26 protein-coding genes and 1 riboswitch are annotated in these 26,068 nt (G+C 41.9%); of the genes, 2 read left to right on the top strand and 24 right to left on the bottom strand.

Going from position 1 to position 26,068, the window contains the following annotated elements:
* Positions 1–19: 19 nt before the first annotated feature.
* The 15 genes from serA to FWJ32_RS04155 all read right to left on the bottom strand — a co-directional run bounded on the left by serA (position 20) and on the right by FWJ32_RS04155 (position 15,451).
* Entirely contained in the window at positions 20–1,621 is a 1,602-nt protein-coding gene (gene serA / locus FWJ32_RS04225; RefSeq protein WP_149544726.1) for a phosphoglycerate dehydrogenase, read from the bottom strand.
* A complete protein-coding gene (locus FWJ32_RS04220; protein WP_149544725.1) occupies positions 1,618–2,757 on the bottom strand; it encodes a pyridoxal-phosphate-dependent aminotransferase family protein in 1,140 nt (379 codons plus the stop codon). Before FWJ32_RS04220 ends, serA begins: the two co-directional genes overlap by 4 nt.
* Before the next feature lie 192 nt (positions 2,758–2,949).
* Positions 2,950–4,350 carry an MFS transporter gene (locus FWJ32_RS04215; RefSeq protein WP_149544724.1) on the bottom strand — a complete coding sequence of 467 codons (1,401 nt, stop codon included), beginning with the start codon at positions 4,348–4,350 and terminating at the stop codon, positions 2,950–2,952.
* A 136-nt stretch (positions 4,351–4,486) separates the two neighbouring features.
* The gene (locus FWJ32_RS04210) at positions 4,487–5,497 is read right to left on the bottom strand and encodes an electron transfer flavoprotein subunit alpha/FixB family protein (RefSeq protein WP_149544723.1); all 1,011 of its coding nucleotides are present in this window, start codon (positions 5,495–5,497) and stop codon (positions 4,487–4,489) included.
* Positions 5,498–5,510: 13 nt separating this feature from the next.
* The gene (locus tag FWJ32_RS04205) at positions 5,511–6,296 is read right to left on the bottom strand and encodes an electron transfer flavoprotein subunit beta/FixA family protein (RefSeq protein ID WP_149544722.1); all 786 of its coding nucleotides are present in this window, start codon (positions 6,294–6,296) and stop codon (positions 5,511–5,513) included.
* Positions 6,297–6,320: 24 nt separating this feature from the next.
* Positions 6,321–7,457, bottom strand: coding sequence for an acyl-CoA dehydrogenase (locus FWJ32_RS04200; protein ID WP_149544721.1), 1,137 nt, complete (start codon positions 7,455–7,457; stop codon positions 6,321–6,323).
* Between the two features lie 173 nt (positions 7,458–7,630).
* Complete coding sequence (locus tag FWJ32_RS04195; protein WP_149544720.1) at positions 7,631–8,809, bottom strand: acetyl-CoA C-acetyltransferase; 1,179 nt, start codon at positions 8,807–8,809, stop codon at positions 7,631–7,633.
* 20 nt (positions 8,810–8,829) lie between these two features.
* Positions 8,830–9,678, bottom strand: a complete 849-nt coding sequence (locus FWJ32_RS04190; protein WP_149544719.1) for a 3-hydroxybutyryl-CoA dehydrogenase — start codon at positions 9,676–9,678, stop codon at positions 8,830–8,832.
* 90 nt (positions 9,679–9,768) lie between these two features.
* A complete protein-coding gene (locus FWJ32_RS04185; RefSeq protein ID WP_149544718.1) occupies positions 9,769–10,548 on the bottom strand; it encodes a short-chain-enoyl-CoA hydratase in 780 nt (259 codons plus the stop codon).
* Positions 10,549–10,686: 138 nt separating this feature from the next.
* The gene (locus FWJ32_RS04180; RefSeq protein ID WP_149544717.1) at positions 10,687–11,754 is read right to left on the bottom strand and encodes a polysaccharide deacetylase family protein; all 1,068 of its coding nucleotides are present in this window, start codon (positions 11,752–11,754) and stop codon (positions 10,687–10,689) included.
* Between the two features lie 65 nt (positions 11,755–11,819).
* Entirely contained in the window at positions 11,820–12,158 is a 339-nt protein-coding gene (locus FWJ32_RS04175; protein ID WP_149544716.1) for a tRNA-binding protein, read from the bottom strand.
* Positions 12,159–12,329: 171 nt separating this feature from the next.
* Complete coding sequence (locus FWJ32_RS04170) at positions 12,330–13,160, bottom strand: FMN-binding protein (RefSeq protein ID WP_149544715.1); 831 nt, start codon at positions 13,158–13,160, stop codon at positions 12,330–12,332.
* 167 nt (positions 13,161–13,327) lie between these two features.
* Positions 13,328–14,059: an SIMPL domain-containing protein gene (locus FWJ32_RS04165; RefSeq protein WP_149544714.1), complete on the bottom strand. Its 732-nt coding sequence runs from the start codon at positions 14,057–14,059 to the stop codon at positions 13,328–13,330.
* On the bottom strand, positions 14,052–14,912 hold the full coding sequence (locus FWJ32_RS04160) for an anti-sigma factor family protein (RefSeq protein ID WP_149544713.1): 861 nt from the start codon (positions 14,910–14,912) through the stop codon (positions 14,052–14,054). The genes FWJ32_RS04165 and FWJ32_RS04160 overlap by 8 nt, the downstream gene beginning before the upstream one ends.
* Before the next feature lie 38 nt (positions 14,913–14,950).
* Complete coding sequence (locus tag FWJ32_RS04155; RefSeq protein ID WP_162523490.1) at positions 14,951–15,451, bottom strand: RNA polymerase sigma factor; 501 nt, start codon at positions 15,449–15,451, stop codon at positions 14,951–14,953.
* 125 nt (positions 15,452–15,576) lie between these two features.
* A riboswitch (M-box (ykoK) riboswitch) is annotated at positions 15,577–15,743 on the top strand.
* A gap of 149 nt (positions 15,744–15,892) precedes the next feature.
* Between FWJ32_RS04155 and FWJ32_RS04150 the strand changes: the two genes are divergently transcribed.
* The gene (locus FWJ32_RS04150; protein ID WP_149544711.1) at positions 15,893–17,137 is read left to right on the top strand and encodes a magnesium transporter; all 1,245 of its coding nucleotides are present in this window, start codon (positions 15,893–15,895) and stop codon (positions 17,135–17,137) included.
* 1 nt (position 17,138) lies between these two features.
* Complete coding sequence (locus FWJ32_RS04145; protein WP_149544710.1) at positions 17,139–18,374, top strand: Nramp family divalent metal transporter; 1,236 nt, start codon at positions 17,139–17,141, stop codon at positions 18,372–18,374.
* 36 nt (positions 18,375–18,410) lie between these two features.
* On the opposite strand, the gene FWJ32_RS04140 is transcribed toward FWJ32_RS04145, so the two are convergent.
* From FWJ32_RS04140 to infC, 9 genes are all read right to left on the bottom strand, one after another.
* Positions 18,411–20,345: a TRAP transporter permease gene (locus FWJ32_RS04140; protein ID WP_149544709.1), complete on the bottom strand. Its 1,935-nt coding sequence runs from the start codon at positions 20,343–20,345 to the stop codon at positions 18,411–18,413.
* A 1-nt stretch (position 20,346) separates the two neighbouring features.
* Positions 20,347–20,793 carry a DUF1850 domain-containing protein gene (locus FWJ32_RS04135; protein WP_162523489.1) on the bottom strand — a complete coding sequence of 149 codons (447 nt, stop codon included), beginning with the start codon at positions 20,791–20,793 and terminating at the stop codon, positions 20,347–20,349.
* Between the two features lie 93 nt (positions 20,794–20,886).
* Positions 20,887–21,888: a TAXI family TRAP transporter solute-binding subunit gene (locus tag FWJ32_RS04130; protein WP_149544707.1), complete on the bottom strand. Its 1,002-nt coding sequence runs from the start codon at positions 21,886–21,888 to the stop codon at positions 20,887–20,889.
* Between the two features lie 84 nt (positions 21,889–21,972).
* Positions 21,973–22,749, bottom strand: coding sequence for a TrmH family RNA methyltransferase (locus FWJ32_RS04125; RefSeq protein WP_149544706.1), 777 nt, complete (start codon positions 22,747–22,749; stop codon positions 21,973–21,975).
* Positions 22,746–23,408, bottom strand: coding sequence for a potassium channel family protein (locus tag FWJ32_RS04120; RefSeq protein ID WP_149544705.1), 663 nt, complete (start codon positions 23,406–23,408; stop codon positions 22,746–22,748). Before FWJ32_RS04120 ends, FWJ32_RS04125 begins: the two co-directional genes overlap by 4 nt.
* An 11-nt stretch (positions 23,409–23,419) precedes the next feature.
* Positions 23,420–24,787 (bottom strand): TrkH family potassium uptake protein, encoded by a 1,368-nt coding sequence (locus tag FWJ32_RS04115; RefSeq protein ID WP_149544704.1) that lies wholly within the window; start codon positions 24,785–24,787, stop codon positions 23,420–23,422.
* Between the two features lie 29 nt (positions 24,788–24,816).
* Positions 24,817–25,176 (bottom strand): 50S ribosomal protein L20, encoded by a 360-nt coding sequence (gene rplT, locus FWJ32_RS04110; RefSeq protein WP_149544703.1) that lies wholly within the window; start codon positions 25,174–25,176, stop codon positions 24,817–24,819.
* A 12-nt stretch (positions 25,177–25,188) separates the two neighbouring features.
* Positions 25,189–25,389 carry a 50S ribosomal protein L35 gene (rpmI, locus tag FWJ32_RS04105; protein WP_149544702.1) on the bottom strand — a complete coding sequence of 67 codons (201 nt, stop codon included), beginning with the start codon at positions 25,387–25,389 and terminating at the stop codon, positions 25,189–25,191.
* A gap of 12 nt (positions 25,390–25,401) precedes the next feature.
* Positions 25,402–25,917 carry a translation initiation factor IF-3 gene (gene infC, locus FWJ32_RS04100; protein WP_238988786.1) on the bottom strand — a complete coding sequence of 172 codons (516 nt, stop codon included), beginning with the start codon at positions 25,915–25,917 and terminating at the stop codon, positions 25,402–25,404.
* Positions 25,918–26,068: the final 151 nt, after the last annotated feature.

The following is a 26,068-nucleotide window of genomic DNA, read 5'->3' as shown; positions in this document are numbered from 1 at the left end:
CGCCGGATGGATACTTTATTTATGGATTCAGGGTTATAGCCTTAGCTGTTATTATGCCGTTCACATTCACAAGCCGGTAGATAGCCTCATCAGGCACAGGGGAGTCCACACCGAGCATCATCAAGGCCAGGCCTTCTTCTTTTCTCCTTGTGACATGCATGGTAGCAATGTTTACCCCATATTCACCCAGTATATTTCCTATATATCCTATAACCCCCGGCTTATCCTCATTTCTTATGAACAGCATATACTGAGCCGGTTCAAAGTTGACATCATATCCCATATATTCCACTATCTTTATTTCATCTCTCCCATAAACCGTCCCCTTAAATCTAACCTCCTGTCCTTTTTCATTCACTATCTTCAGATCTATCAGATTGCTGTAATCGTCACCGTCGTTCAATATCCCCTCTATGATCTGAATACCTCTCTCCATGCATAGATATCTGGAATTGACAAAGTTTACCCTCTCCTCTACGATGGGGTAAAGCAAACCCATGAGAATAGCATTGGTTAGTATTTCCGTATTTAAAAGCCCTTTGCTGAAGAGCACCTCTATTGTCTTTACCGGTGTACTTTCTATTTGATAATAAAAACTCCCCATTATCTCAGCCAGCTTCATATATGGTCTTATGAGATCCAGCATTTCCCTGTCAATAGATGGGATGTTACAGGCATTGGACGTAAACTGCCCCTTCAGCGCAGAGAGGACTTCCCTTGCAACTGTTATGCCTACATTATTCTGTGCCTCTACGGTCGATGCACCCAGATGAGGTGTTATGACTACATTGGGCAATTCTATAAGTGGGTTGTAAAATCCTGTATTATCGCCCTCATAGGATGGCTCCTTTTCAAGAACATCTATGGCAGCTGCTGCCACATGGCCAGACTTCAGATATTCACATAGTGCCCTTTCATTTATAAGTCCACCCCTTGCACAGTTTACTATTCTCACACCTTTTTTGGTAATGGCAAGCTCTTTTTCTCCTATCATGCCGACTGTTTCACGAGTCTTTGGAGTATGGATGGTTATAATATCAGAGTTTCTTAAAAGGTCTTCCAGAGTTTCTGCTTTTTTAACACCAATCTCATCAAATATTTCCGAGGAAATATACGGGTCATAGGCAATAACCTCCATCTCGAAGGCCTTCATCCTTTTAGCAACAAGAGAACCAATTCTTCCAAGCCCTATTATACCCAGTGTCTTTCCATAAAGCTCTACACCTTTGTATTTGTTCCTATGAAAATCCTGTGACTTTACTGCATGAGCTGCCTGGGGAATATTCCTTGCTATAGCTATAATAAGACCTATGGTGTGTTCTGCGGCAGATATAGCATTACTGTCTGGAGTGTTTACTACAATTATACCCCTTCTTGTAGCCTCTTTAAGGTCTATGTTGTCTATACCATTACCTGCTCTTCCTACAACCTTCAGATTGGGAGCTGCTTCCATCAGCTCACTGTCTACCTTAATCTCACTCCTCACTATAAGTGCATCAAAATCCTTTATAATTTCTAAAAGCTTTTCTCGCTTGAGGCCCAGTCTTACCTCTACATCGGTTTCTTTTTTCAGTTCATCCAATCCAGCATCTGATATTCTCTCCGCAATCAATACCTTCAACTTAATTCCCCCAATTCTTTATCCAGAGTTTCTATCGATAAACCAGCCTTCAGTTCAAATCCCGAACCAGTCAGGGCGGCTTCCAAGGCATTAAAACACTTGATGAGCATCTCTTTTGTACAGTATCCCATATGACCAAGCCTTATTACATTACCTCTATATCTGCCCTGACCAGAGGCTATCACAACCCCTTCTTTGTACATATAGTCAATTATCTCCTTAGATGAGATACCATCAGGAAGGTAAATACCTGTAATGCAGTCAGAATAATTTTCTCTGGCAAAAATCCTAAGGCCAATGTGGTCAACAGCCTTTCTTACCGCATTCCCTATTATCCTTTGCCTTATATATACCGCATCCAAGTTTTTATCCAGCATGTTCAATCCCTCGTAAGCAGCCATTATAGTGTTTACAGCAGGTGTGTATGGTGTATCAGGATTTATTTTTTCAGTTCCCTTTTTGGCCTTATTCAGGTCAAAATAGAAGTGCGGCAGGTCAGACTTTTTTGTCTCTTGCCATGCTCTCTCAGATAGAGCTACAAAGGCCAGGCCTGGTGGGCCCATAAGGCACTTCTGCGAACAGGTTACCACCCCGTCCAGCCCCCAGCCATCCATATCCAGTTCCAGCCCGCCCAGTGAGCTTACAGCATCGACCAGTATGAGCACATTATATCTATGACATATCTCTGCAATAGTTTTAATATCATTCACCACACCGGTTGAGGTCTCATTATGTGTAATTAACACGGCCTTATAACTATTACTTCTAACCCTTCTCTCAATATCATCAGGCCTGGCCGCTGTCCCCCATTCATACCTCAGTTCATCTACTTCCACCCCGTATGACTCAGCAATCTCAATAAACCTATCTCCGAATTCTCCAATTGTAACCCCAAGGGCCTTATCTCCGCGTGAAAATATATTGGAAACCAGAGCCTCCAAACCCCCTGTACCCGATGATGTAAGTGTTATAACGGGCTGGCTGGTTTTAAATATCCTCTTTAAACTCTCATTAAATTCGGAAAATATCCTGTAGAACTCATCAGAACGGTGAAACAAAGGCTGGCTTTCCATAGCCTTTTTTACCCTGTCAGGCAACATAGTAGGACCGGGTGTCAAAAGTATCTTCTCTCCCATCTTCATACCTCCCTGTTATTACACACTATCATAAAACTTTATTAATAAATTATCAAGTATATATGCTCACAATAGGTCTTGTACAATACCATGCCACAACCAACCTCTACCCCCATCCTGTCGCTGATGTTATCAGGCCTTTGTGGAATACGTGAGTTATACTCAAACCTGCAACTTATATTACAAGTTAAATCAAGAATTTTTGTCCTTGAGTAAAGATATAATTGTACAGGCGATGTCAAGCATGGCACCTGTTACATATGATGTCCTAATGGCGTATATGAAAGCTAAAGAAGAAAGCATATTCCCAGGAAGATTCAATGTAGATAAAAAATACTGATTCATATAACTGAAGACGGCACTGCCAAGGGCAACGCCCATGACCATACCTGAATTTCTCATGGTGGCTAAAAAGGAAGATGCAATACCCAACCTCTGTTTTGGTACACTACCCATCACGGAACTGTTATTTGGTGATTGAAATATGCCGTTGCCAATACCAAACATGGCAAGGATGACCATTATATAGATTCTGGATGTACCTGCACTCAAGGTAGACATAAGGAAAAGTGCTGCTGCACTTATGAAAGCCCCGAGCGCACTCAACAGCCTTGATCCAAATCTGTCGGACAGTGTACCGCTCAGCGGCGACATAAACAGCATGAAAAGAGGAAAGGTAGACATGACCATGCCTGCCTCTGCTGGGCTCAAACCTCTCCACGAAAGATAAAAGGGTGTCAAAAAGGTCATTATATATTGCCCAGAAAAGTTTAAAAGAGCACCGATTGTACCGGCAGTAAATGAACGTATCTTAAAAAGGCTTATGTCAAGCATGGGTTCCTTAATTTTGCTTTCAATGTATATAAAGAACATCAGACTTACAACAAACAAGGATATAAGTATAATGCCATCATAAGATAGCCATCCTATATTACCACCCTGGTTTATATACAGAAGAAGTGAGAAAAGCATCAGAAAGGCCAGGCCGGCTCCTACCAGGTCAAATCTTTCATCTTTTTTTTCAAAATTTTCGGGTATAATGGCCCTCCCCCACAAAAATGCTATGAGTCCTATGGGTATATTTATGTAGAATATGGCCGGCCATCCCAGTGTAGAAATTAAAAACCCGCCTAGGCTGGGTCCTATGGCCAGGCCGACAGCTACAGACATACCGTTAAAGCCTAGTGCCTTGCCCCTCTCATTTGAAGGAAACACATAGGTTATGATAGCAGGTGCCATCGCCAGCAGCATGCACGCTCCCAGAGCTTGTACTACTCTAAGGGCTATAAGCATATATATCCCGCTTGAAAGGCTGCACCCCAGAGATGCCAGCGTAAAAAGCAGCAGCCCATATTGGTATATCCTTTTATAGCCATATATATCGCCCAGTCTCCCAAAAGTCATTACCAGGCTGCTGACTGTAAGAAGGTATGCCATCGAAACCCAGCTCACCACTAGCATATCCACTTTAAAATAGTTGGATAAAGTTGGCATTGCAATATTTACCACGCTTCCATCTATAGGGGCCAGCATACTCCCAAACATTACAGCAGCCAGTATGTACCATCTGTTATCATATACACTCTCACCCATAAATCCACCTCACACCTTATCAACTGATTATTAATTTAGTATATCACTATATGCAGAAATAAAAAATACCTGCATAAGTCAGCCGTCCACAGGATCGCCTGCTCTGCAGGTATTTTGTCAAATTAAACTTTCTAACCTATGACACCGATGATGCATCCTTTGCATTTTTTATTTCATCAATCAGGATTGGTATTACCTTATATAAGTCACCAACGATACCATAATCTGCAACCTTAAAAATAGGTGCATTAGGGTCCTTGTTTATAGCTACAATTGTCCTTGAGCCGCTCATACCAGCAAGATGCTGTATGGCACCGCTTATCCCGCAGGCTATATAGAGTTCTGGCCTCACTGTCTTACCAGTCTGTCCCACCTGATGGTCGCTGGATATCCACCCAGAATCTACTGCAGCACGAGACGCTCCTACCACTCCACCCAATAGGTTTGCCAGTTCTTCAATAAGTTTAAATCCTTCAGGTTCTTTGAGTCCGCGTCCGCCAGATACTATTATCTTTGCTTCTTCCAGGTTTACTGTATGTTTTGCTTCTCTTACTATATTTAGTATCTTTGTACGTATATTTTTCTCATCCAGATCTACATTGTACCTGATTACATCACCTTTTCTTGCTAAATCGGCAGGTAGTTTTTCCATAACGCCAGGCCTGACTGTAGCCATTTGTGGTCTTTTCTCCGGACACTTTATTGTGGCCATCAGGTTTCCGCCAAATGCCGGTCTTATCTGTAAAAGCAGTCCGTCCTCATCTATATCCAAACCTGTACAGTCGGCAGTAAGGCCTGTATGGACCCTTGATGCCACCCTTGGAGCCAGGTCCCTTCCAATAGTTGTCGCCCCATACAGGAATATTTCGGGTTTAAAATTTTTTATGACTGCTTCAATAGCATCTGTATATGCACTGGTAGTATAATTTTTAAGAAGTGGGTTATCCACTATACATACCTTATCTGCGCCATGTTGGATAAGACTATCAGAAAGGCGTTCAACCCCATCCCCAAGAAGTGCGGCATATACCTTGCAGCCTTTTTTGTCTGCCAGTCTCCTTGCAGCACCAAGTATTTCATAAGCAACGTTCATGATTTTCCCGTTTCTCTGCTCTGCAAATACCCATATATCTTTATTATCTTCCATATTTATCCTCCTCTCAGACGAGATGTCTCTCTTTCAATCTTTGAAGCAGCATTTCAACACATTCCTTAGCATTGCCGGAAAATATCTCTCCACTCCTGTGGGTATCAGGCGTCTCTGTAGAGACAACCTTGGTAGGAGACCCTTTCAGTCCAACCTCATTTCTATCAAGCCCAAGGTCATCTATACCAATAGTCTTTATTTCAGCATCATAGGCATGAAATATGCCTTTTATTGAAGGATAGCGAGGTTTATTGGCCTCTTTCACTATTGTAAGCAGTACGGGCATTCCCACCTCTATGAGTTCATACCCGTCTTCAACCACCCTTGTAACTGTCACATGGTCACTTTCAAGCTTTATGCCTTTTACGTACGTCACCTGAGGTATACCGAGCTGCTCAGCCGTCTGTGGTCCAACCTGTGCTGTATCGCCGTCAACGGCCTGCCTTCCGCATAAAATCATGTCAAAATTGGGAAACAGGCTCTTAATTGCCGTTGACAGTGTCTTTGCTGTGGCATAGGTGTCAGCACCGGCAAAGAATCTATCACTCAAAAGATAGCATTCATCAGCACCCATAGCCATGGCTTCTCTCAGGGCAACCTCCGCCTGAGGGGGTCCCATAGTTATTACGGTTACCTTGCCACCGGCAATCTCTTTTAACTTCAATGCTTCCTCAATAGCATTCTTGTCTTCGGGATTTATAATACTGGGTACCCCCTGCCTTATCAGTGTCTTGGTCTCAGGGTCAATCCTTACCTCACTTGTATCTGGAACCTGTTTTATCAAAACCAAAATCTCCATATACACCCGCATCCCCTTCTATGACTATAATAAACTCCCGGAAATAACCATTTTCTGGACTTCCGATGTTCCCTCATATATCTCCGTAATTTTTGCGTCCCTCATAAGCCTTTCCACTGGATAGTCATTGATGTAACCATATCCACCAAATATCTGCACTGCTTTAGTAGTAACATACATCGCTGTCTCTGATGCAAAGAGCTTAGCCATTGCAGCATCAGCAGATGTAAGCTTATTTGTCTGTTTTTTCCATGCAGCACTATAGACAAGCATTCTTGCAGCCTGCACTCTTGTAGCCATGTCCGCAATATACCATTGAATTCCCTGGAACTTGCCGATTGGACGCCCAAACTGCTGCCTTTCTTTGGCATATTTGATGACCTCTTCAAGGGCTGCCTCAGCTATGCCAAGTGCTTGTGCAGCTATCCCTATCCTTCCGCCGTCCAGTGTCTCCATGGCCATTGAAAACCCTCTGCCTTCTTTTCCCAATAAATTTTCTTTTGGTACAAGGCAGTCCTCAAACACAAGTTCAGAAGTACTTGAGGCACGTATACCCATCTTTTTCTCTATTTTACCGATAGAAAAACCTTTAAACCCTTTCTCTACTATGAAGGAGCTTATACCTCTTGCTCCCTTTGACCTGTCCGTCATGGCAAATACGATATACACATCCGCCATTCCGCCGTTGGTTATAAAGACTTTTGAACCATTTAACACGTAATTATCACCATCTAGAACAGCTGTCGTCTGCTGTGAGGCGGCATCTGTACCAGCGTTAGGCTCCGTGAGTGCAAATGCACCCAATTTTTTCCCCTGTGCAAGGGGAACAAGATATTTACTTTTTTGTTCTTCTGTGCCCCATTGATACAATGGATAGCAGGCAAGGGATGTATGTGCGGAAAGAATCACGCCTGTGGCGGCACATGCTTTTGAAATCTCCTCAACAGTTATGATATAGCTGATGTAGTCTCCGCCCGATCCACCATATTCCTCTGGATATGGTATTCCCATAAGTCCCATGTCCGCCATCTTTTTAACAATATCCCATGGGAACTCCTCAGTGCTGTCTCTTTCAGCGGCACCAGGTGCTACTTCATTTTTAGCAAATTCGCTTACCACCTTCCTGACCATTTCCTGTTGTTTGGTAAAGGTGAAGTCCATATACAAACCTCCTTATTGTTAGTTAGTTGATTAACAACTTTATTTAAATTAATAGGGCCGCACTCAGATACAGCCTTATTAATTTAAATCTCAGGCAGTTATAATATAGATACCTGCAAAGGTCAACCGTCCACAGGAGCGCCTGCCATTGCAGGTATTCTGTCACTATCGAGTTATCTTTCTACAACGACTGCACAGGCCTGGCCTCCACCTATGCAAAGTGTAGCAAGGCCGTATCTTGAGTTTCTCTTTTGCATCTCATGCAGGAGTGTTACCAGTATCCTGCAACCTGAAGCCCCAATTGGATGCCCTAAGGCTATGGCACCACCATTCACATTTACCCTGTCCATGGGGAATTTGAGTTCTCTTGCCACAGCCACAGACTGTGCGGCAAACGCTTCATTAGCCTCAATGAGGTCCATATCATCTACTGTTAGACCAGCCTTTTCCAATGCTTTTCTGGTGGCATATATGGGTACTATCCCCATTATACTGGGTTCACCTGCTGCCGAGCTGTATGACCTTATCCTTGCCAAAGGCTTCAGACCAAGAGATTTTGCCTTATTTTCAGACATCAGTACAACCGCTGCAGCCCCATCATTTATACCTGAAGCATTGCCTGCCGTAACTGTACCCCCTTCTTTAAAGGCTGGTTTTAATTTAGCAAGGGCTTCATATGTGGTTCCGTGTCTGGGAAATTCATCCTCTTTAAATACTATCGGTTCTCCTTTTCTCTGAGGTATTTCTATAGGTACTATCTCTTCATTAAACCTTCCTTCTTTTTGTGCCCTTTCTGCCTTCTGCTGGCTTTCTAAGGCAAACCTGTCCTGGTCTTCTCTTGTTATATTGTATTTCACAGCCACATTCTCTGCAGTTATTCCCATAAGATACTGATTAAACACATCGGTAAGACCGTCATAGACCATTTCATCCACTAACTTGCCATCATTCATCCTGTATCCCCAGCGGGCATCATTTAAGAGGTACGGTGCCCTGCTCATATTTTCCATGCCGCCGGCTACCACTATATCAGCATCCCCCAGCATTATAGCCTGAGCACCTAAGATCACTGATTTCAGTCCTGAACCACATACCTTGTTTATGGTCATGGACGGAACTTCTACCGGGATGCCTGCCTTTATAGCCGCCTGCCTTGCCGGGTTTTGACCTAAACCTGCCTGTAAAACGTTGCCAAGTATAACCTCATTTACATCCCTTGGCTTTATGTCAGCCCTTTTTAATACTTCTTTTATGACCGCTGCCCCTAAATCCGGTGCAGGGATTGATGTCAGGCTGCCACCAAATTTGCCTATGGCAGTCCTTGCTGCACTTACAATTACAACATTATTCATGGTTCATAGCCTCCTTCCTTCTACTTTGAGTAATCATAGAACCCTTTGCCCGTCTTTCTCCCCAGAAGACCACCCCTTACCATCTTTCTGAGGAGTGGGTGTGGTCTGTATTTGGAGTCCCCAAACTCATTATGCAGCACCTCCATTATGGCAAGGCACACGTCATTTCCTATCATATCGGCCAAGGCAAGGGGTCCTATTGGATGGTTTGCTCCCAATTTCATTGCATTATCTATGTCCTCGGCACTGGCAACCCCATCGGCCAGGACACCTATAGCCTCATTTATCATCGGTATTAGTATACGATTTACTACAAAACCTGGAGCCTCATTAACCTTTACAGGGGTCTTCCCAAGGTCTTGTGCCAGTTTATAGACAAACTCAAAGGTCTCGTCCGATGTAGCAATTCCCTTTGTGACCTCCACCAGTTTCATAACTGGTACAGGATTAAAAAAGTGCATTCCTATTACCTTGTCAGGCCGTGATGTCGCTGTAGCTATCTCTGTTATGGAAAGAGATGAGGTGTTTGACGCAAGAATCACATCTCCCGGTAAAAGTGCATCAAGCTCTTTGAATACCTGTTTCTTCAGACCAATATCTTCTATAACAGCCTCGACAACAAACTCTGCATCCTTAGCTTCTTGCAGGTCTGTAATGCCATGGATACGATTTAAAACAGCATCCCTTTCTTCCTTGCTCTTTCTGCCCTTTTCCACATCTCTGTCAAGATTCTTAGTTATATTTCCTATACCTTTCTCTACAAATTTTATATCTATGTCCCTTAAATATACCTCAAATCCAGCCTGTGCAAAGGCCTGGCCAATCCCGGACCCCATCGTGCCCGCTCCTACAACACAAACTTTTTTCACATCCCATACCTCCCAGTGTTTAAATTTCATACATGTGTACTTAATTCATACATAGCTAACTCAGGTTAGTCCATTTATATTGTCTCAAAATCATTCATTTTTGAACTCTGCCTTCCTCTTTTCAACAAAAGCAGCCATGCCTTCTTTCTGATCCCTGGTTGAAAAGCAAAGTCCAAACACCTCCGCCTCATAGGCCATACCTGTACTCAGATCCACATCAATACCCTTATTAATAGCCTGTTTTGCAAGGCTCACGGCTATTGGAGCATTGGAAGCTATCTTTAAAGCAAGATTTTTGGCCTCTTCCATGAGCTTTTCAGGCTCTACCACCCTGTTTACAAGGCCGATCCTGTACGCTTCATCAGCGCTTATCTGGGCACCAGTAAATATAAGTTCTTTGGCAATGGCCGGACCAACCGTCCTTGCAAGCCTCTGCGTCCCTGCAAAACCCGGAGTTATCCCCAGTGTGACCTCCGGCTGCCCTATCTTTGCCTTGCTGCTTGCTATCCTCATATCACAGGCAAGGGCAAGTTCGCAGCCTCCACCCAGTGCATAGCCATTGATAGCCGCTATGGTTGGTATAGGCATATCCTGAAGCTTTGCAAAAACTCTCTGACCAAGAAGTGCAAACTCCCTCCCCTCCATAGCATTTTTGTCCTTCATCTCATTTATGTCTGCCCCGGCTACAAAAGCCCTGTCACCGCTGCCCGTCACAACTAAAGCCCTGACCTCACCATCTTTGGAAACACTCTCTAAAGCCTCATCAAGCTCCAGTAATGTCTTCGTATTAAGGGCGTTTAATGCCCTGGGCCTGTTGATACTTAGAACAGCTATATTCCCCTCTTTCTCCAGCACAATGTTTTCCCACATATTATGCGCTCCTCCTTTCAATAAATTTTTATATTAGCAAAAATTGTGCCATCAATACCATACAACAAAAAAAATTATTCAATGGTCAGATATTTGATAAATTTTTAACCATCTACGCTATTATAAAAAGGTTCGTTATCAGTAAACAACAACCCTCTTGTTGGTAAATTTTCCCCTGTTTATTCTATTATCGGTTCCTTTTGGCACAACTATGGTATCAGGGTCTCCATCGGATACATACCTCTTTTCCGGGTGTTCATCAAAATATTTTATCCAATCATATATCCCCAAACCATCCACGTTCATCTCGCTTCCCCTCACTCTAGGCACCTTCAAAGGGTCAAACTCCACATCATAAGGTGACTCTGCAGGATTTGCACCCACCATGAGCACTGCCTTATTATGATACTTTATACCATCATAGCTTCCATCCAGAAGGTACTTTGAGTATTCTTTAAACACACTACCATACGGCAGTGCCAGTGAGTTCACATTATACCCCGGGACATATTCCTGTGTGTGCCTGAGATTTAATCCCAGCTCTTTTTGAATGCCATTAACATCAAGTTTAGAAAGGTTCGCATGAGTGTCCGTGTGGTTCCCTATCTCAAAACCATTATCTACCAAAAATTTGAGCTTATAACCTATATACTCCCTCTCCCTAAATGGCAATGGATAATAGATATAAAAAGTTGCTGCTCTGCCAAAATCAGGATGTTCTTTATAAAAATCCATCAGTATACCCACCGCCGAGTTGGGGTCCGGCTCTGGTTTGCCATTAACTACTTTTACTTTAAACTGACCTAAATCCCCATCATCAAATGTGAGTACAACTGGTGTAAAACCTGCCTCAACATTTATATTGCCGTCCAACAGGTCATTTAAGGAGATAAGCCTGTAACCTTTATCATAAAGAGTCTGAAGGTCTTTTCTGAAATTATCTGGTGTCCTCTCCCACTCAGCCTCTTTATCACCTATCTCATGGTACATGAGTATCATAACCTGACCAAGCTCATTGGGCTTGACCTCACTGTAGTTTACAGATTTTTGCTGCTCTGTTTGTGGATTATCTTTACCTGCCTCACCCTTAGCTGCAGGTATCTGTGGCTTAACACCCACTCCTTCAGACTGCTTTGGCGGGACAATCCCACAACCAGTTGAAACCAGCATCAATACAATAAGCAGTAACATAAGCAGTCTTTTCATTAATAGGTTCCCCCTGTATGCTATATACTCTTAACACAATTGATAATCCCCAGTTCACAAAAAAATTAACAGGTAATATAGCCGATCTTACCACCGAGTGGAACATCCCTGTCCGGTTTTAAAAGGACAACCCCGTGAGCTGTATATACGCCCAGCACAAGGACTTCAGATATATAACCCGCAATCTGCTTGGGCGGAAAATTAACTACACAGACAACCTCCCTGTTTAGCAGTTCCTCTTTCTCATACAGGTCAGTAATCTGGGCACTGGACTTTTTTATTCCTAAGGGGCCAAGGTCTATTGTAAGCTTATAAGCTGGCCTACGTGCCTCAGGAAAGTCATTGACCTCTATTATTTTCCCTACCCTTATATCAAGTTTTATAAAGTCATCAAATGAAACCACGATAACCACCTATAACTAATTATAGCACAAGGCATACCAAATGGGTATGCCTTGTGCTATAATTTTTGCTAATTTTATTTCACTAACCTAATATCCCTACCATTTATCTCATAAAACCAGCCTATATACGTCTATCAAATTCATCCAGAAAATCCTATACCCTATTATTACCTACTTTGCTAAGGACAGAGCTTCGCCCATTAAGGTCTTAAACTTTTGAGTGGTACCGGTAGCACCTGTCACAGCGTCTACCTGCTCTGCGTCCTGCTTGGTTATAAGTGACTGGATAAGCTGTGGAATAGCCTCTGTATTGGAAACACCAGTCTTAGCTTTCATGTTCTTTTGATAGTTTTCATCTTTACTCTTGAATGTCCCGGTATCCTTACTCAACTCATCATAATAGGCATTTGCCACCTTGCCATCCTTTATGATTACAGTAGCATAAGCCTTGTATCCGTGCTCATCAAAGTCTTTCTCCTCCGCCTTGAAGATACCATCATAGTATCCACCTGCACCCTTTTCTTCTGGTGACGATTTCAAAGCCTCCGCAACAAGAGTCTTAAACTTATTTGTAGTACTTGTAGCACCCGTTACAGTGTCTACATTGGCCGGATCCTGCTTTTCCAATAGGGATGCACTTAATTTTGCAACAGCATCCAATGGAGTCTCACCTGATTTTTCCTTCATATTTGAAGCATAATCCTGATCAAGGCTCTTAATCTGGTTGTCCTTGTTTATCTCATCATAGAATACATTCGCGATTTTACCATCCTTTACCACAACAGTGGTAATGGCCTTCCAACCATGGTCATCAAACTCAGGCTCCTCTGCTGTATACACGCCATCCTTTAAAGCAGTCGCCTCTTCCTGAGATGGCTGCTGAGCCTGTTCGTTTTGTTGCTGTGATGGTTGCTGTTGTGGTTGCTGTTGCTGTCCACCACAGCCTGCCGCAAGGACAAGTGCTAAGACCAATACACAAAATAATGCAATAAATCTTTTCACAAATACCCCTCCTTGTAATTTGATTATTTTTCTTTTAACAAATTATTTAATTCGACGTAAACATAACAAATCCTTCTTTTTGACGAAAAAAATTTTGGTTTCTATTTTAGTATATTACATTTTTTCAATAATATTCAAAAAGAATAGATTCTAAATGATCTGAACGTTTAAAAACTATAATCAACCGTTATCTGTGCCTTTATCTCCAGTTCCCCTGATGTTATTGGAGTTCCACCGGCCTTCATTGCCTGACTCTGATTAATATTGTAAACTGTACCACCGCTATTACTCTGTTCAACAATCCTCAACGGTGTTCCCAGGTTAACACCAAGTCCTTTAGCTATGCCTTCTGCCTTGCTGCGTGCGTCTTTAGCGGCTAACTGCAGTGCCTGCTGATAATATGCGCTGTTGTCCGATATGGTAAAACTCACACCATACATAATGTTGGCACCTGCATTACCAGTGGCATCAATTACACTACCAACTTTGTCCACATCTCTCACTGTTACCTCCACCATATTAGTGACATGATAACCAGAAATTTTACTTTGATTGGTCTTATCATCAAAATATTGTTCAGGATATATGTTATAGTTTGTTGTCCTAATATCGTTTTCTGTAATGCCCATGCCCTTCAGGGCCTGTATTACCTTGCCCATAGTATCGGCATTGCTGTCCTGAGCCTCTTTTGCTGTCTTACCTTTTGTCTCTACTCCCAAATTTATATATGCCATATCCGGCTTTGCCTTTATTACCCCCTCACCATTTACAGTTATGACATTTTTTGCATCATCGGCACTGGCTACAGACTGACGGGCCACACTCGATACAAACGTAAATCCAATTATTGTCATCACAATCAGTACTGTTGAGATTGCCAAATATAAGTTTCTATTCACTCTTATCACCCTCCAGAAATATTTTTAGGATCCCTCCACTGGTCTTTTCTATTTTCTTAGCCTCCTTACCGACTTCCTCCATAAACTCATTTTCATTGCTGCTCTCGATTTGTACTGTCAATACAGTAAGGCCATTCTCCTCCGCCTCATCCAAAAGTTTTCCGTTGTATTTTTTTATAATTTCTTCTATCTTAGTAGTGACATCTTCCGCTTGTTGCTGGGCTATATCCGTTTTAAACATTCCATACCCTTCTCCATCTCTGTTAGAACCTTCTGCTGTCTTTCCCGTATCATATGTCACATTTTTAGTATTTTTTTCACAGCCTGCAGCCACACCTGACACATCTTTCCTGGATTCCGCTTCTTTCATCGAAGATTCAATTTCAATATCTTTTTCTGAGCCCACACTATTGCTCTCCTCCTTCTTCATTGAATACTGTGAGGTTGACACCTGTCCTTCAGGCCTATCCGCCGTTGCGTCTTCTGCCTGAAACTCATGGGTATCAATGGACTGCTGTACATCTGCCACCCTCTCTCTGCCGGCCCCGTTGATACTGATTAAATGCACCCCTGAAACTATAACCACAACTACTGCTGCTGCAGCAATCCATTTAATAAAAGGCGGCCTGGCCTCTACACTATGAAGCTTTTTCTTAAGCCTTTCATTGTAGCCTTCAGGAAGTGGCAAATCCTCAAAACTGTTAAGTGCTTCTTTTATCCTTATATACTTTTTTAATTCCAGCTGGCATGCCTCGCACCCTATTAAATGTCTTTCAATGTCGGATGCCTTATCGTCATCTATGGCGCCATCAATGTATAACGACAAGTAATCTCTAACTTCTCTGCAGTCCACTTTTAATCCCTCTCTTCACTTATTTAGATGCAATTTGCCTATAAAAGTTCCAATTCCTCCAAAAACTTTTTTATATACTCCCTTCCACGGGCAATCCTTGACTTTACTGTGCCGACAGGTATGTTGAGTACCCTTGATATTTCATCGTAGCTCAACCCCTCTATGTCTCTCAGTACAACGGCTTCTCTCTTTTCAATATCCATTGCCATCAATGCCTCTGTTATATACTTTTTTAATTCCTCATTTATTATTCTGTCATCAATCCTAGAATCAATTATTAAACTCTCTTCTTTAAGCTCCGCCCTTTTATTATATCCCCTGCTCTTCCTCCAGTATTCCCTGCATGTATTCACTGTTATCCTATAGATCCACGTGGACAAACCAGATTTGCCCTTAAACCTATCTATGTTTCTGTAAATCTTTATGAGGACGTCCTGTGAAACATCTTCAGCATCACACCTTCCGACCAACCTGCAGCATGTGCTGTATATCTTCCCGGTATAATCTTCTACAAAGGTTTGAAAATCATCTTTGTCCATAATCCTCTTCCTCTCCATAGTAAATTTTAATACGCAAAGCGTTAAAAAGTCTATAAATAAACAAAAAAACTCAAATAAATGGTTGAAAAAACAGCTAAAACGTGCTAATATTGCGGTAGAAGGTAAATATTCACCGTTAGGTGAGGTTCCTATCCGGATAAAAGCTGCTGCCCGGAAACATCGAGAGATGCCAATGGGTAAACAGGTATTACCGTGTCAAGGTTTTACTTAATGCAGCTGGGATTTATCCCTATGCCGAATAGTGCCAAAGCTCACACGGTGGGAGATTTTCGTCTTTCACCGCAGGTGAAAGATTTTTTATTGGAGGTGAGGATAATGGACCCGGACGGCAGTAATATATACCGATGTTATGCAAATAATAATCAAGAGGGGTTCCATATCTCACCGGAGAGACGGAATCCCTCTTAAGGAGGGGTTTTCATGGAGTTTATGAATGAGGTCTACTTCAGCACACTTTTATCAAAACCTGTATATGATACCAACGGAATACTTCTGGGATACATGGTTGATATGTATGCGGATCTCGACGAGGATTTCCCAAGAATAATTTCCATAATCATCAGAGACAAGAAAAACAGCCGTATTGAACTGTCATGGAAAAAAATACAGATTATAAAGAAGAAGGGCATATCCATTGTTGTTGACCGCCCTGTCTCATCAAACCATCCGGTCAATGGCATATTTCTTGCAAAAAATCTCTTAGACAAACAGATTGTGGATGTAAATGGGAAAAAAGTAATAAGGGTCAACGACATATTAATAGTAAATAGAGAGGGCTGCTTTTATATAAATTCCGTAGACACCGGATTCTCCGGTCTCCTGAGAAGATTGGGATTTGTCGGACTTAGTGAAAAGATAAACAGGGATATACTAATACCGTGGCACGGAGTTGAGCCTCTCGAGAGGGAAGAGGACAGTCTTAAGCTTGTAATCCCATATAAAAAGCTCTTAAATATGCACCCTGCAGACCTTGCAGACATACTTGAAGATATGAGCAGCGAATACAGAACCAACTTCATAAGCAGTCTCGATGAAGAAAGGGCTGCCGACATATTGGAAGAAATTGAACCAGAGATACAGAAAAATATAATTGAAAGTCTGTATGAGGATAAGGCCATAAAGATAATAGAAAATATGTCCAGTGATGATGCTGCCGACCTGCTTGAAACCCTGGATGAGGAAGAGGCAGACTCTATACTAAACCATATGGAATCAGAAAACGCTGAGGAAATAAGGGAGCTGATGGATTATGAAGACGATGAGGTAGGCTCAATAATGACTACAGAGTATATTGCCTTTTCCCCAGAAATGACCGTGGAGGAAACACTGCATGCCTTACGGGAATTGAAGCCGTCCTCTGAGGTGCCTTATTATCTTTATGTTCAAGACAATGAGGAACATCTTGTGGGTATAGTATCCTTAAGAGATTTAGTAATATCAACACCCGATACCATGCTCAGGCATATTATGAGTACAAATGTGATTACTCTCAAGGATACAGACTCCATAAGGGATGCATCTGAGCTGTTTATAAAATATGGTCTTTTAGCAATACCAGTTGTTGATGAAAATAATGTTTTATCAGGTGTTGTTATAATAAATGACATATTTGATGAGATTTCAACCATCAGAAGGAGATGGTTTACAAGGATGGCAGGTGTTTAACATGCGGGCTGGGGACAATAAACTGAAAAATATTTTAACCTTCTTAAGCATAATAGGGCCTGGCCTGGTTGCTGCCGCTGCCGGTGACGATGCAGGCGGCATAGCCACATATGCCACTGTAGGTTCAGCATACGGCTATAAAATGCTGTGGGGGCTTTTGTTCATGACGTTCAGCCTCGCTGTAGCCCAAGAGATGTGCTCCAGGATGGGCACCGTCACAGGCAAAGGACTCTCAGCACTCATACGTGAGCAGTTTGGCGTAAGGTGGACTTTTCTTGCCATGTTAGCCCTGCTTATTGCCAATATCACTATAATTATATCTGAATTTGCAGGTATAGCAGCAAGCATGGAACTGTTTGGCATAAGTAAGTATATTTCTGTGCCCATAATGGCCATAATAATATGGTTTATAGTAATAAGGGGAAATTATACCTCTGTGGAAAAGTTCTTCCTCTCCCTCTCTCTTGCCTTGTTTACTTATATAATAACCGCTTTTATAGTAAAGCCCGATTGGAATATCGTGCTGCATGACACTTTTGTCCCCTCTTTTGAGTGGGACCGTGATTTTATACAGTTGTTTATCGGCATGGTAGGCACCACTATTGCCCCTTGGATGCAGTTTTTCCTTCAATCAAGTATAGTGGATAAGGGAATAACAATAAAACATTATAAATACGAAAGGTTAGACGTCTATACAGGGGCAATAATGGCCGACTTCATTGCCTTTTTTATAATTGTCACCACAGCTGCGACGCTTAACACTCATGGCATATCAATAAACACAGCAGCGGATGCAGCCATAGCATTAAGGCCACTGGCCGGAAAATATGCAACATTTCTCTTCGGCATAGGTCTCTTTGGGGCCTCTGTAATGGCTGCCAGTGTACTTCCACTTTCCACATCATACGTAATATGTGAAGCCTTTGGGTGGGAAAGTGGCTTGGACAATAAATTTTCTGAAGCCCCCATCTTCTATTCTCTTTATACAATACTGATTATTATAGGTGCGGGTGTAATAACACTTTTCAGTGTTAACCTTATTGAGGTTATGCTTGTATCTCAGGTCATAAATGGTATACTGGTTCCCATAATCCTCATATTTATAATAAAGCTGGCAAATAATAAAGAGCTTATGGGTGAATATGTAAACTCTAAAACTTTTAATATTATTGCATGGATTACTGCTGTCTTTATAATCATCCTGACAGTTTTATTACTGCTATTCTCTGTAATCTAAACCATAAAAAACGGATTGCCCTTTGCAATCCGTTTTTTATGCACCCTTAGCTAATAATGCTTTTTTTCTCCTCTGGAAAATAAATATGGAAAGAAGCAATACAAAACCTATACAATCAGTACTGAGGCCTGGTGTAACCATCAATACGCCACCAACAAACATCAAAACCCTCTCTATTATTGAAGCATTGGTGAGCATATAGCCGATCATTGAGGCACCCACACCATACATACCTATACATGCCGTTATTATCATCCAGATAACTTCTAAAGGCTGCGCATCAATCAACAGCATTTGAGGGTTATAGACAAAAATATATGGTATCAGGAACGCTGCTATAGCTATTTTTGTAGCGTTTATACCTGTCTTCATAGGATTCCCCCGTGCTATGCCGGCCCCCGCATATGCAGCTAAAGCAACCGGTGGTGTTATGTCCGCAACTATCCCAAAATAAAACGCAAACATATGTGCCGCCAAAGTAGGAACCTTCATGAGTATCAAGGCCGGCGCTGCTATGGTCGATGTTATCACATAATTGGCCGTGGTAGGGACACCCATCCCCAACACAAGAGAAGCAAACATTACAAATATTAATGTCAAAAACAAATTCCCCTGGGCTGCGTCAACCATTGTTGTGGCAAACTTAAGCCCCAGTCCTGTCAAAGTAACAACCCCAATTATTATGCCTGCACACGCAGTTGCAGCGACAACACCGAGAGCCGATCTGGCACCCTGCTCCAGGGCATCTATTATATCCACAGGTCTTATCCTGGTATTCTTCCTCAAGATACTGCATAAAACAGCTAAGAGGATAGCTATGAGTGCCACCCTCATAGGGGTATATCCACTTACAAGGAGCCATATTATAGCTATAAGGGGTATAAGCAGGTGGCCCCTTTCAAGGATTATATCCTTGAGTTTAGGGATTTCCTCTCTGCTCATTCCTTTCAGACCAAGCCTCCTAGCTTCAAGGTCAACGCTTATCCATACACCGGTATAATAGAGTATAGCAGGAATTATGGCAGCAGTAACTATCCTCAAATACGGTACGCCGACAAACTCAGCCATGAGAAAGGCTGCTGCACCCATTATAGGTGGCATAAGCTGGCCTCCCGTTGAAGCGGTTGCCTCGACCGCCCCTGCAAATTCAGGTTTATAACCCAATTTTTTCATCATTGGTATGGTAAAACTGCCTGTACCAACCACATTGGCAACAGAACTGCCAGAGATTGTGCCCATAAGACCGCTGGACAAAACCGCAACCTTGGCCGGTCCGCCCACAGCCCAACCCGCAATAGCATTGGAAAGGTCTATAAACAGCTTACCCATGCCTGTCTTTTCCAGAAAGGCTCCAAAGAGTATAAACAGGAATATAAAGGTAGACGATACCATCAGCGGAATGCCAAATATGCCTTCTGTGGTATAAAACATATGGCCCACCAGTTTTGAGACAGTCACCCCTCTATGGGCAAGGTCACCCGGCACATATGGCCCTAAAAAGGCATAGGACAAAAAAATCAGTGCAATTATAACCATCGGCCAACCCACTATTCTTCTGGCTGCCTCCAGCACTAACAGTATGCCTATGACACCAATTATCATATCCGTGGTTGTTACTGTACCTGCCCTGAGTACCAGGTCTTTATAAAATATTACTATATAGGCCGGCGCTGCCGCTCCCAGAACCGACAAAAGGACGTCAAACCAGTGAAGCCTGTTTCTGGGCCAGGACTTTCTGGCAGGATATAATAAAAATATCAATGAAAGGCCAAACCCTAAGTGTATAGACCTCTGTATCATGGCATCTAAGACTCCAAAGGCTGCCGTATAAACCTGAAACACAGAAAAGGCTATGGCTAACGCCCACACAAAACGCCCGGCAAAGCCTTTTAATTTTCTGTAATCAGACTCTCTATCAACCTTAGACATGAATTCCTGGATGTCTACTGTCTCATTTTCTCTGCTCTCCATGTCATGACCTCACTTTCTGCCAAATTAAGTATAGAGGATTATAGCCTTTATGAATACTCAACCGTATAAGATCTTCAGAACCTGCATAATTCATTAACCTGAACTTTTTGCCTCTGACGACAATTGAATTGTCCGGCTTTGGATATATCCTCAACAGGATTTCTTTAAATTCCCTGTGCAATTTCATCACCATCTTGCCATCCTTCATATAGAAACTACCCTCATTGATTGATGGCAATCCTACACCCACTGTCTCGTATACTGTCTCATAGAGTATCATTTTTCCATTCTTGACCATAAAGTTCTCGTAGGATGGGGTAAGTTGTATTGAATGAATATACCAAAGCGAAAACCTATCATCTAAAAGAGGCACCTCGAAAAGCAACTTACCTGTGGTCTGGTCATAAACACTTAATACATCAATCCTGGCTAAATAAAATCCAATCATCAACAAAAAAACTAATAGAATGATTATATAAATTATTTTCCCCTCTGTCATTTATATTCCGGGCATTGATCAGACAATGCCCGGCCTCCTGAATTATTTGCCCTGTTCAGTATAATATTTTGCAGCGCCAGGATGAAGGTCTATAGACATACCCTCTTTTGCTGTATCAATAGTAATCTTCACACCCATAGCATGAGCAGCCTTTAACCTGTCTGTATTCTCAAAAAGTGACTTAACAAGGTTATATGCAAGTTCCTCATCCATATCCTTTGATACTGCCAGCATTGACATGACAGACACAGTCTTTACATCTGAATCCTGCCCCTTATAGGTGCCACCTTGAATGGTTGTCTTTACATAGAAGGGATACTTTCTAATCAGATTATCTGCAATATCATCGCCTATCTCAACGATATTAATATCCTTTGTCGCAGAAATATCTGTGACTGCGGCAGTCGGCATCCCTGCAGTGACAAAAGCAGCGTCAATATTGCCATCCTTCATATTGTTTGCAGCATCACCAAAGGACAGGTATTGTACATTTATATCATTATATGACAGTCCTGCGGCTTCTAATATCTGCCTCGCATTGGCCTCAGTACCGCTACCAGCAGCACCTACAGCTACCCTTTTCCCCTTTAAATCAGCAACAGTTTTGATATTTTTATCTTTCAAGGCCACAATCTGAATGGTCTCAGGGTAAAGAGACGCAAGCCCTCTGATATCTTCATATTTATTGTCCTTAAACATCTCTTCGCCGCTGAAGGCATAATATGCAATATCATTCTGCACAAATATCACATCTACACTGCCATCCTTGAGCATATTCACGTTGGCCACAGCTGCTCCTGTGCTCTGCACAGATGGATTGAGCCCAGGTATATTGTTTTTCCATATATCTGCCATAGCACCACCAAGCGGATAATAGGTACCTGCTGTACCACCTGTGGCAATGTTTAAAAACCTCTGTTCAGCAGGTTTCTGTTCTTGGGTTTCGCCTTGTTGTGCCTGCTGCTGAGTCTGTTGTGTTCCGCATCCGGCAACAAAAGCAAGAACCATAATTAAGACTACAAAAAACACAAAAAAATTCTTCATAAACTAATCCCTCCATTTTCTTTAAAATTGGATATATTATATATATTTTATATATATTCGCCGAAAAGACGAAATTTCCTCTTTTTATCTATGAATTTTTAATAGAATTTCATGCATAATTATTGAACCAGCTATAGATACATTGAGCGATTCCGCCTTCCCTTTCATATATATCCTTACCTTTTCATCACATGCATCAATGATGTTTCCGTCAAGACCATTGGCCTCATTCCCAAGAAATATGGCCACAGGAGGTTTTATATATGCATCCCTTATATTTTTTTCTGCGTATGGGGTTGTTGCCAGTGTCACTATCTTGTTCTCTTTCAACGTTTTTATTATTTCCCATATATCAGCATATACAAAAGGTACATGGAAGATAGAACCCATAGCCGCCCTGACAACCTTAGGGCTATATATATCAACGCTGCCCTTAGATATCAGTATTCCCTCTACTCCAAAAGCATCTGCCGACCTTATAAGTGTGCCCATATTGCCGGGGTCTTGAATCCTGTCCAGCACTAAAAAAATATTCCCATCCCTGAGGATATTATCTAAGGAATAGGAATAAAATGAAGCTAATGCTATTACACCCTGCGGCGTTTTTGTATCGCTTAGTTCTTTAAAAATGCTTTCAGCCACAAGGATTACTCTGTCGGTTAAATATGCAAATTCTTCTATAAGTGAATCCTGTCCACTGTCTATGAATATATAGTCTATATCCACTCCAAAGCTTAAGGCCTCGCGCACGTTTTTCAAGCCTTCAATTATATATTTTCTGTATTCCTCCCGCCATTTTTTCTGTTTCAGAGAAATGACTTTTTTGACAAGAGGGTTCTGCCTGCTTGAGATGACAATCATTCTCCCTCATCCTTTTTCTCAAACTTGCGCAGGTTGCGATTTTCCCCTATAACCACCAGTATATCATCCTCATTTATCACATACTCTGGACCTGGAGACACCACTATATCCTCTTTATTTTTTCTCACAGCCACCACATTAAGGCCATGGTTCTGGCGTATACCTATCTCTTTTAGTGACAGGCCTATCCACTCTATCATAGGTTCTATCTCCACGATACTGTAATCCTTTGATAATTCAATATAGTCTAAAACCTTGGATGATACAAGATTTCTCGCTACCCTGATTCCCATATCCCTCTCTGGAAACACCACCCTGTCAGCCCCGACCTTGTAAAGGACCTTGGCATGTAAATCGCTTTGTGCCTTGGCAACAACAAATTTTACGCCCAGTTCTTTTACTATCATGGTCACCATTATACTGGCCTGAATATTAGAACCTATTGTTACAATTACAACATCCAGATTCCTTATGCCCAGTGACCTTATAATGTTCTCATCTGTAGCGTCAGCCTGCACCGCATGTGTAACCCGGTCTGATATGTCCTGAACAATCTGCTCGTCAATATCTACTGCAAGTACATCATATCCCATCTCGTAAAGAGAGGTGGCAACACTGAATCCAAACCTGCCAAGCCCTATAACTCCAAACTGTTTCATTATTTCACCTTCTATCCTACTATAATCTTTTCCTCTGGATATTTATAGCCATTTATATTTTTCCTTCTGTGCCCTATGGCCAGAGCAAGTGTAAGTGGCCCCACTCTTCCAGCATACATATTAAAAATAATGAATGCTTTCCCTATTGTTGTAAGGTGAGGGGTTAAACCCAAACTCAGTCCCACAGTAGCAAAGGCTGATGTAGACTCAAACAGCAAGGTCATAAAATCCGCATCTTGAACAATTGACAAAACAGCGGTAGTGCCCATAACTATGAGCATTGAGATAAAAACTATGGCCAGGGACCTGTATACAACAAACTTAGGGATTCTCCTCTTATATATCTCGGTATCTTCTCTGCCATTAATTATCGATATAACAGTAAACAGGATTACCCCAAAGGTGGATGTTTTAATTCCACCTCCAGTACCACCAGGTGATGCCCCTATGAACATAAGGATCAGGGTAGTAAAAATGCTTGCTGTCCTCATACTGTCCTCTGGTATCGTATTAAAACCTGCCGTCCTCGGTGTTACTGACTGAAATAGCGAAGCCAGTATCTTGCCCTTTAGGCTCAGTTTTCCCATTGTAGCAGCATTGTTGTGTTCAAGTATAAAGAATACTATAGATGATGCTAGTATTAAAAATATAGTTATCGTTATTACAAGCTTTGAATGCAGGGTTAGTTTTCTGAATTTTTTCCGCTGGATTATATCTACTATTACCGTAAAGCCTATGCCACCAACAACTATAAGGACCATGAGCGTAATATTGATAACAATATCTTCTGTATATCCAGTAAAACTATTAAACCCGCCCATAAGGTCAAAACCTGCATTATTAAAAGCAGAAACAGCATGAAATACACCATAATAAATGGCTTTGACAGGCGGCATTTCTCTTAAAAACCTTATAAATAAGACCAGGGCCCCAATCCCTTCAAATATGATGGTTACCTCCATTATTTCCTTAGCCAGCCGGACAAGGCCTGCCATGGAATACTGGTTAAATGCTTCCTGCATGGTAAGTCTCTCTCGCAAGCTAATCCTACGCCCCATAAGAAGCGCAAACATAGTAACTATCATCATCGTGCCAAGCCCGCCTGCCTGTATGAGGCACAATATAACAAACTGTCCAAAGGTTGACCAGTAACTGGCTGTATCTACCACAACAAGCCCTGTTACACAAACTGCTGAAGTAGCAGTAAAAAGTGCATTGATAAACGGTGTAACATCACCACTTTTTGACGAAATTGGAAGCATAAGCAAGATAGTACCTGCTAATATTAGAACTCCAAAACTGAAAACAACAACCCTTGTGGGTTGTATCCATGGTCTTATTAATTTCTTGATATTTACTAAAATTTTATCACCTTCCATGCTGAAAACTACAAAAGGCCATAAGGCCTTTATGCATTTAGCTTTTCTTTTGCCAGTGCCACCAGTTCAGCAAACGCATTAGAATCATTGACGGCCATATCTGCCAACATCTTCCTGTTGATATTTACCCCTGCCAGCTTAAGGCCATTTATCAGTCTGCTGTACGAAATGCCATTCATTCTGGCCGCAGCATTTATCCTGGTAATCCAGAGTTTTCTGAAATCTCTCTTCTTAAGCTTCCTGCCAATATATGCATACTGAAGAGACTTCATGACAGCCTGATTTGCCATCCTGAATCTCTTGCTCTTTGCCCCGTAATATCCCTTTGCCAGTTTTAAGATCTTTTTATGTCTCTTATGTGTCACCTTGCCTGCCTTTATTCTAGCCATATATAACTCCTCCTATTTTGCATATGGTAATAAAATCTTTACTCGTTTCATATCTGAGGCATGCACCAGTGTAGCTTTGCGAAGATTTCTCTTCCGCTTTCTGGTTTTACCGCTCAGCAAATGGCTCTTATAAGCCTTAAACCTTTTTATTTTGCCATTCTTTGTATATCTGAAGCGTTTGGCTGCACCCCTGTGGGTCTTCATTTTTGGCATAAATATTCCTCCTCATTTTGCATTGATTGGTGAAACCACTATACTTAGATTCTTGCCCTCTAACTCCGGTTTTTTTTCAACTTTTCCTACTTCCTTTAGCTTGTCTGCAAACTGGTATAAAAGCTCTTCTGCAAGAGAAGCATGGTCCATTTCTCTACCACGAAACCTGATAGTTACTTTTACCTTGTCGCCATCTTCCAGAAACCTGATTGCACTCTTGACCTTTACCATAAAGTCATGCTCTTCTATAGAAGGTCTCATCCTGATTTCTTTTACATTGATAACCCTCTGCTTCTTACGGGCTTCCTTTTCTTTCTTACTGAGTTCATACCTGTACTTGCCATAATCCATCAGCCTGCAGACAGGCGGTTTGGCATCTGGAGATACCTTGACCAGGTCTAAATGTTTCTCTTCTGCAATGGCAAGGGCTTCTTTTGACGACATTATCCCAAGCTGTTTTCCATCTACGTCAATAAGACGCACTTCATGGTCTCTAATCTCTTCATTAACCTGAAGTTCTTTGCTGATAAAAATACACCTCCTAATTTTTCCCAATAAAAAAGCAGGTAAAACACCCGCTCCAATACATCAAAACATGTATTGACCCGTAGCCTGAAGGTCGGGTGAGAAGCGGATGCTTCTACTTTATTGTTCAAAACAATTTTAGCATCTTATATTG

It is taken from the genome of Calorimonas adulescens (genome assembly GCF_008274215.1).
GTDB classification, from domain to species: domain Bacteria; phylum Bacillota; class Thermoanaerobacteria; order Thermoanaerobacterales; family UBA4877; genus Calorimonas; species Calorimonas adulescens.
Note: the sequence above shows the minus strand (reverse complement) of the source record. Positions and strands in the feature narration are given on the sequence as shown.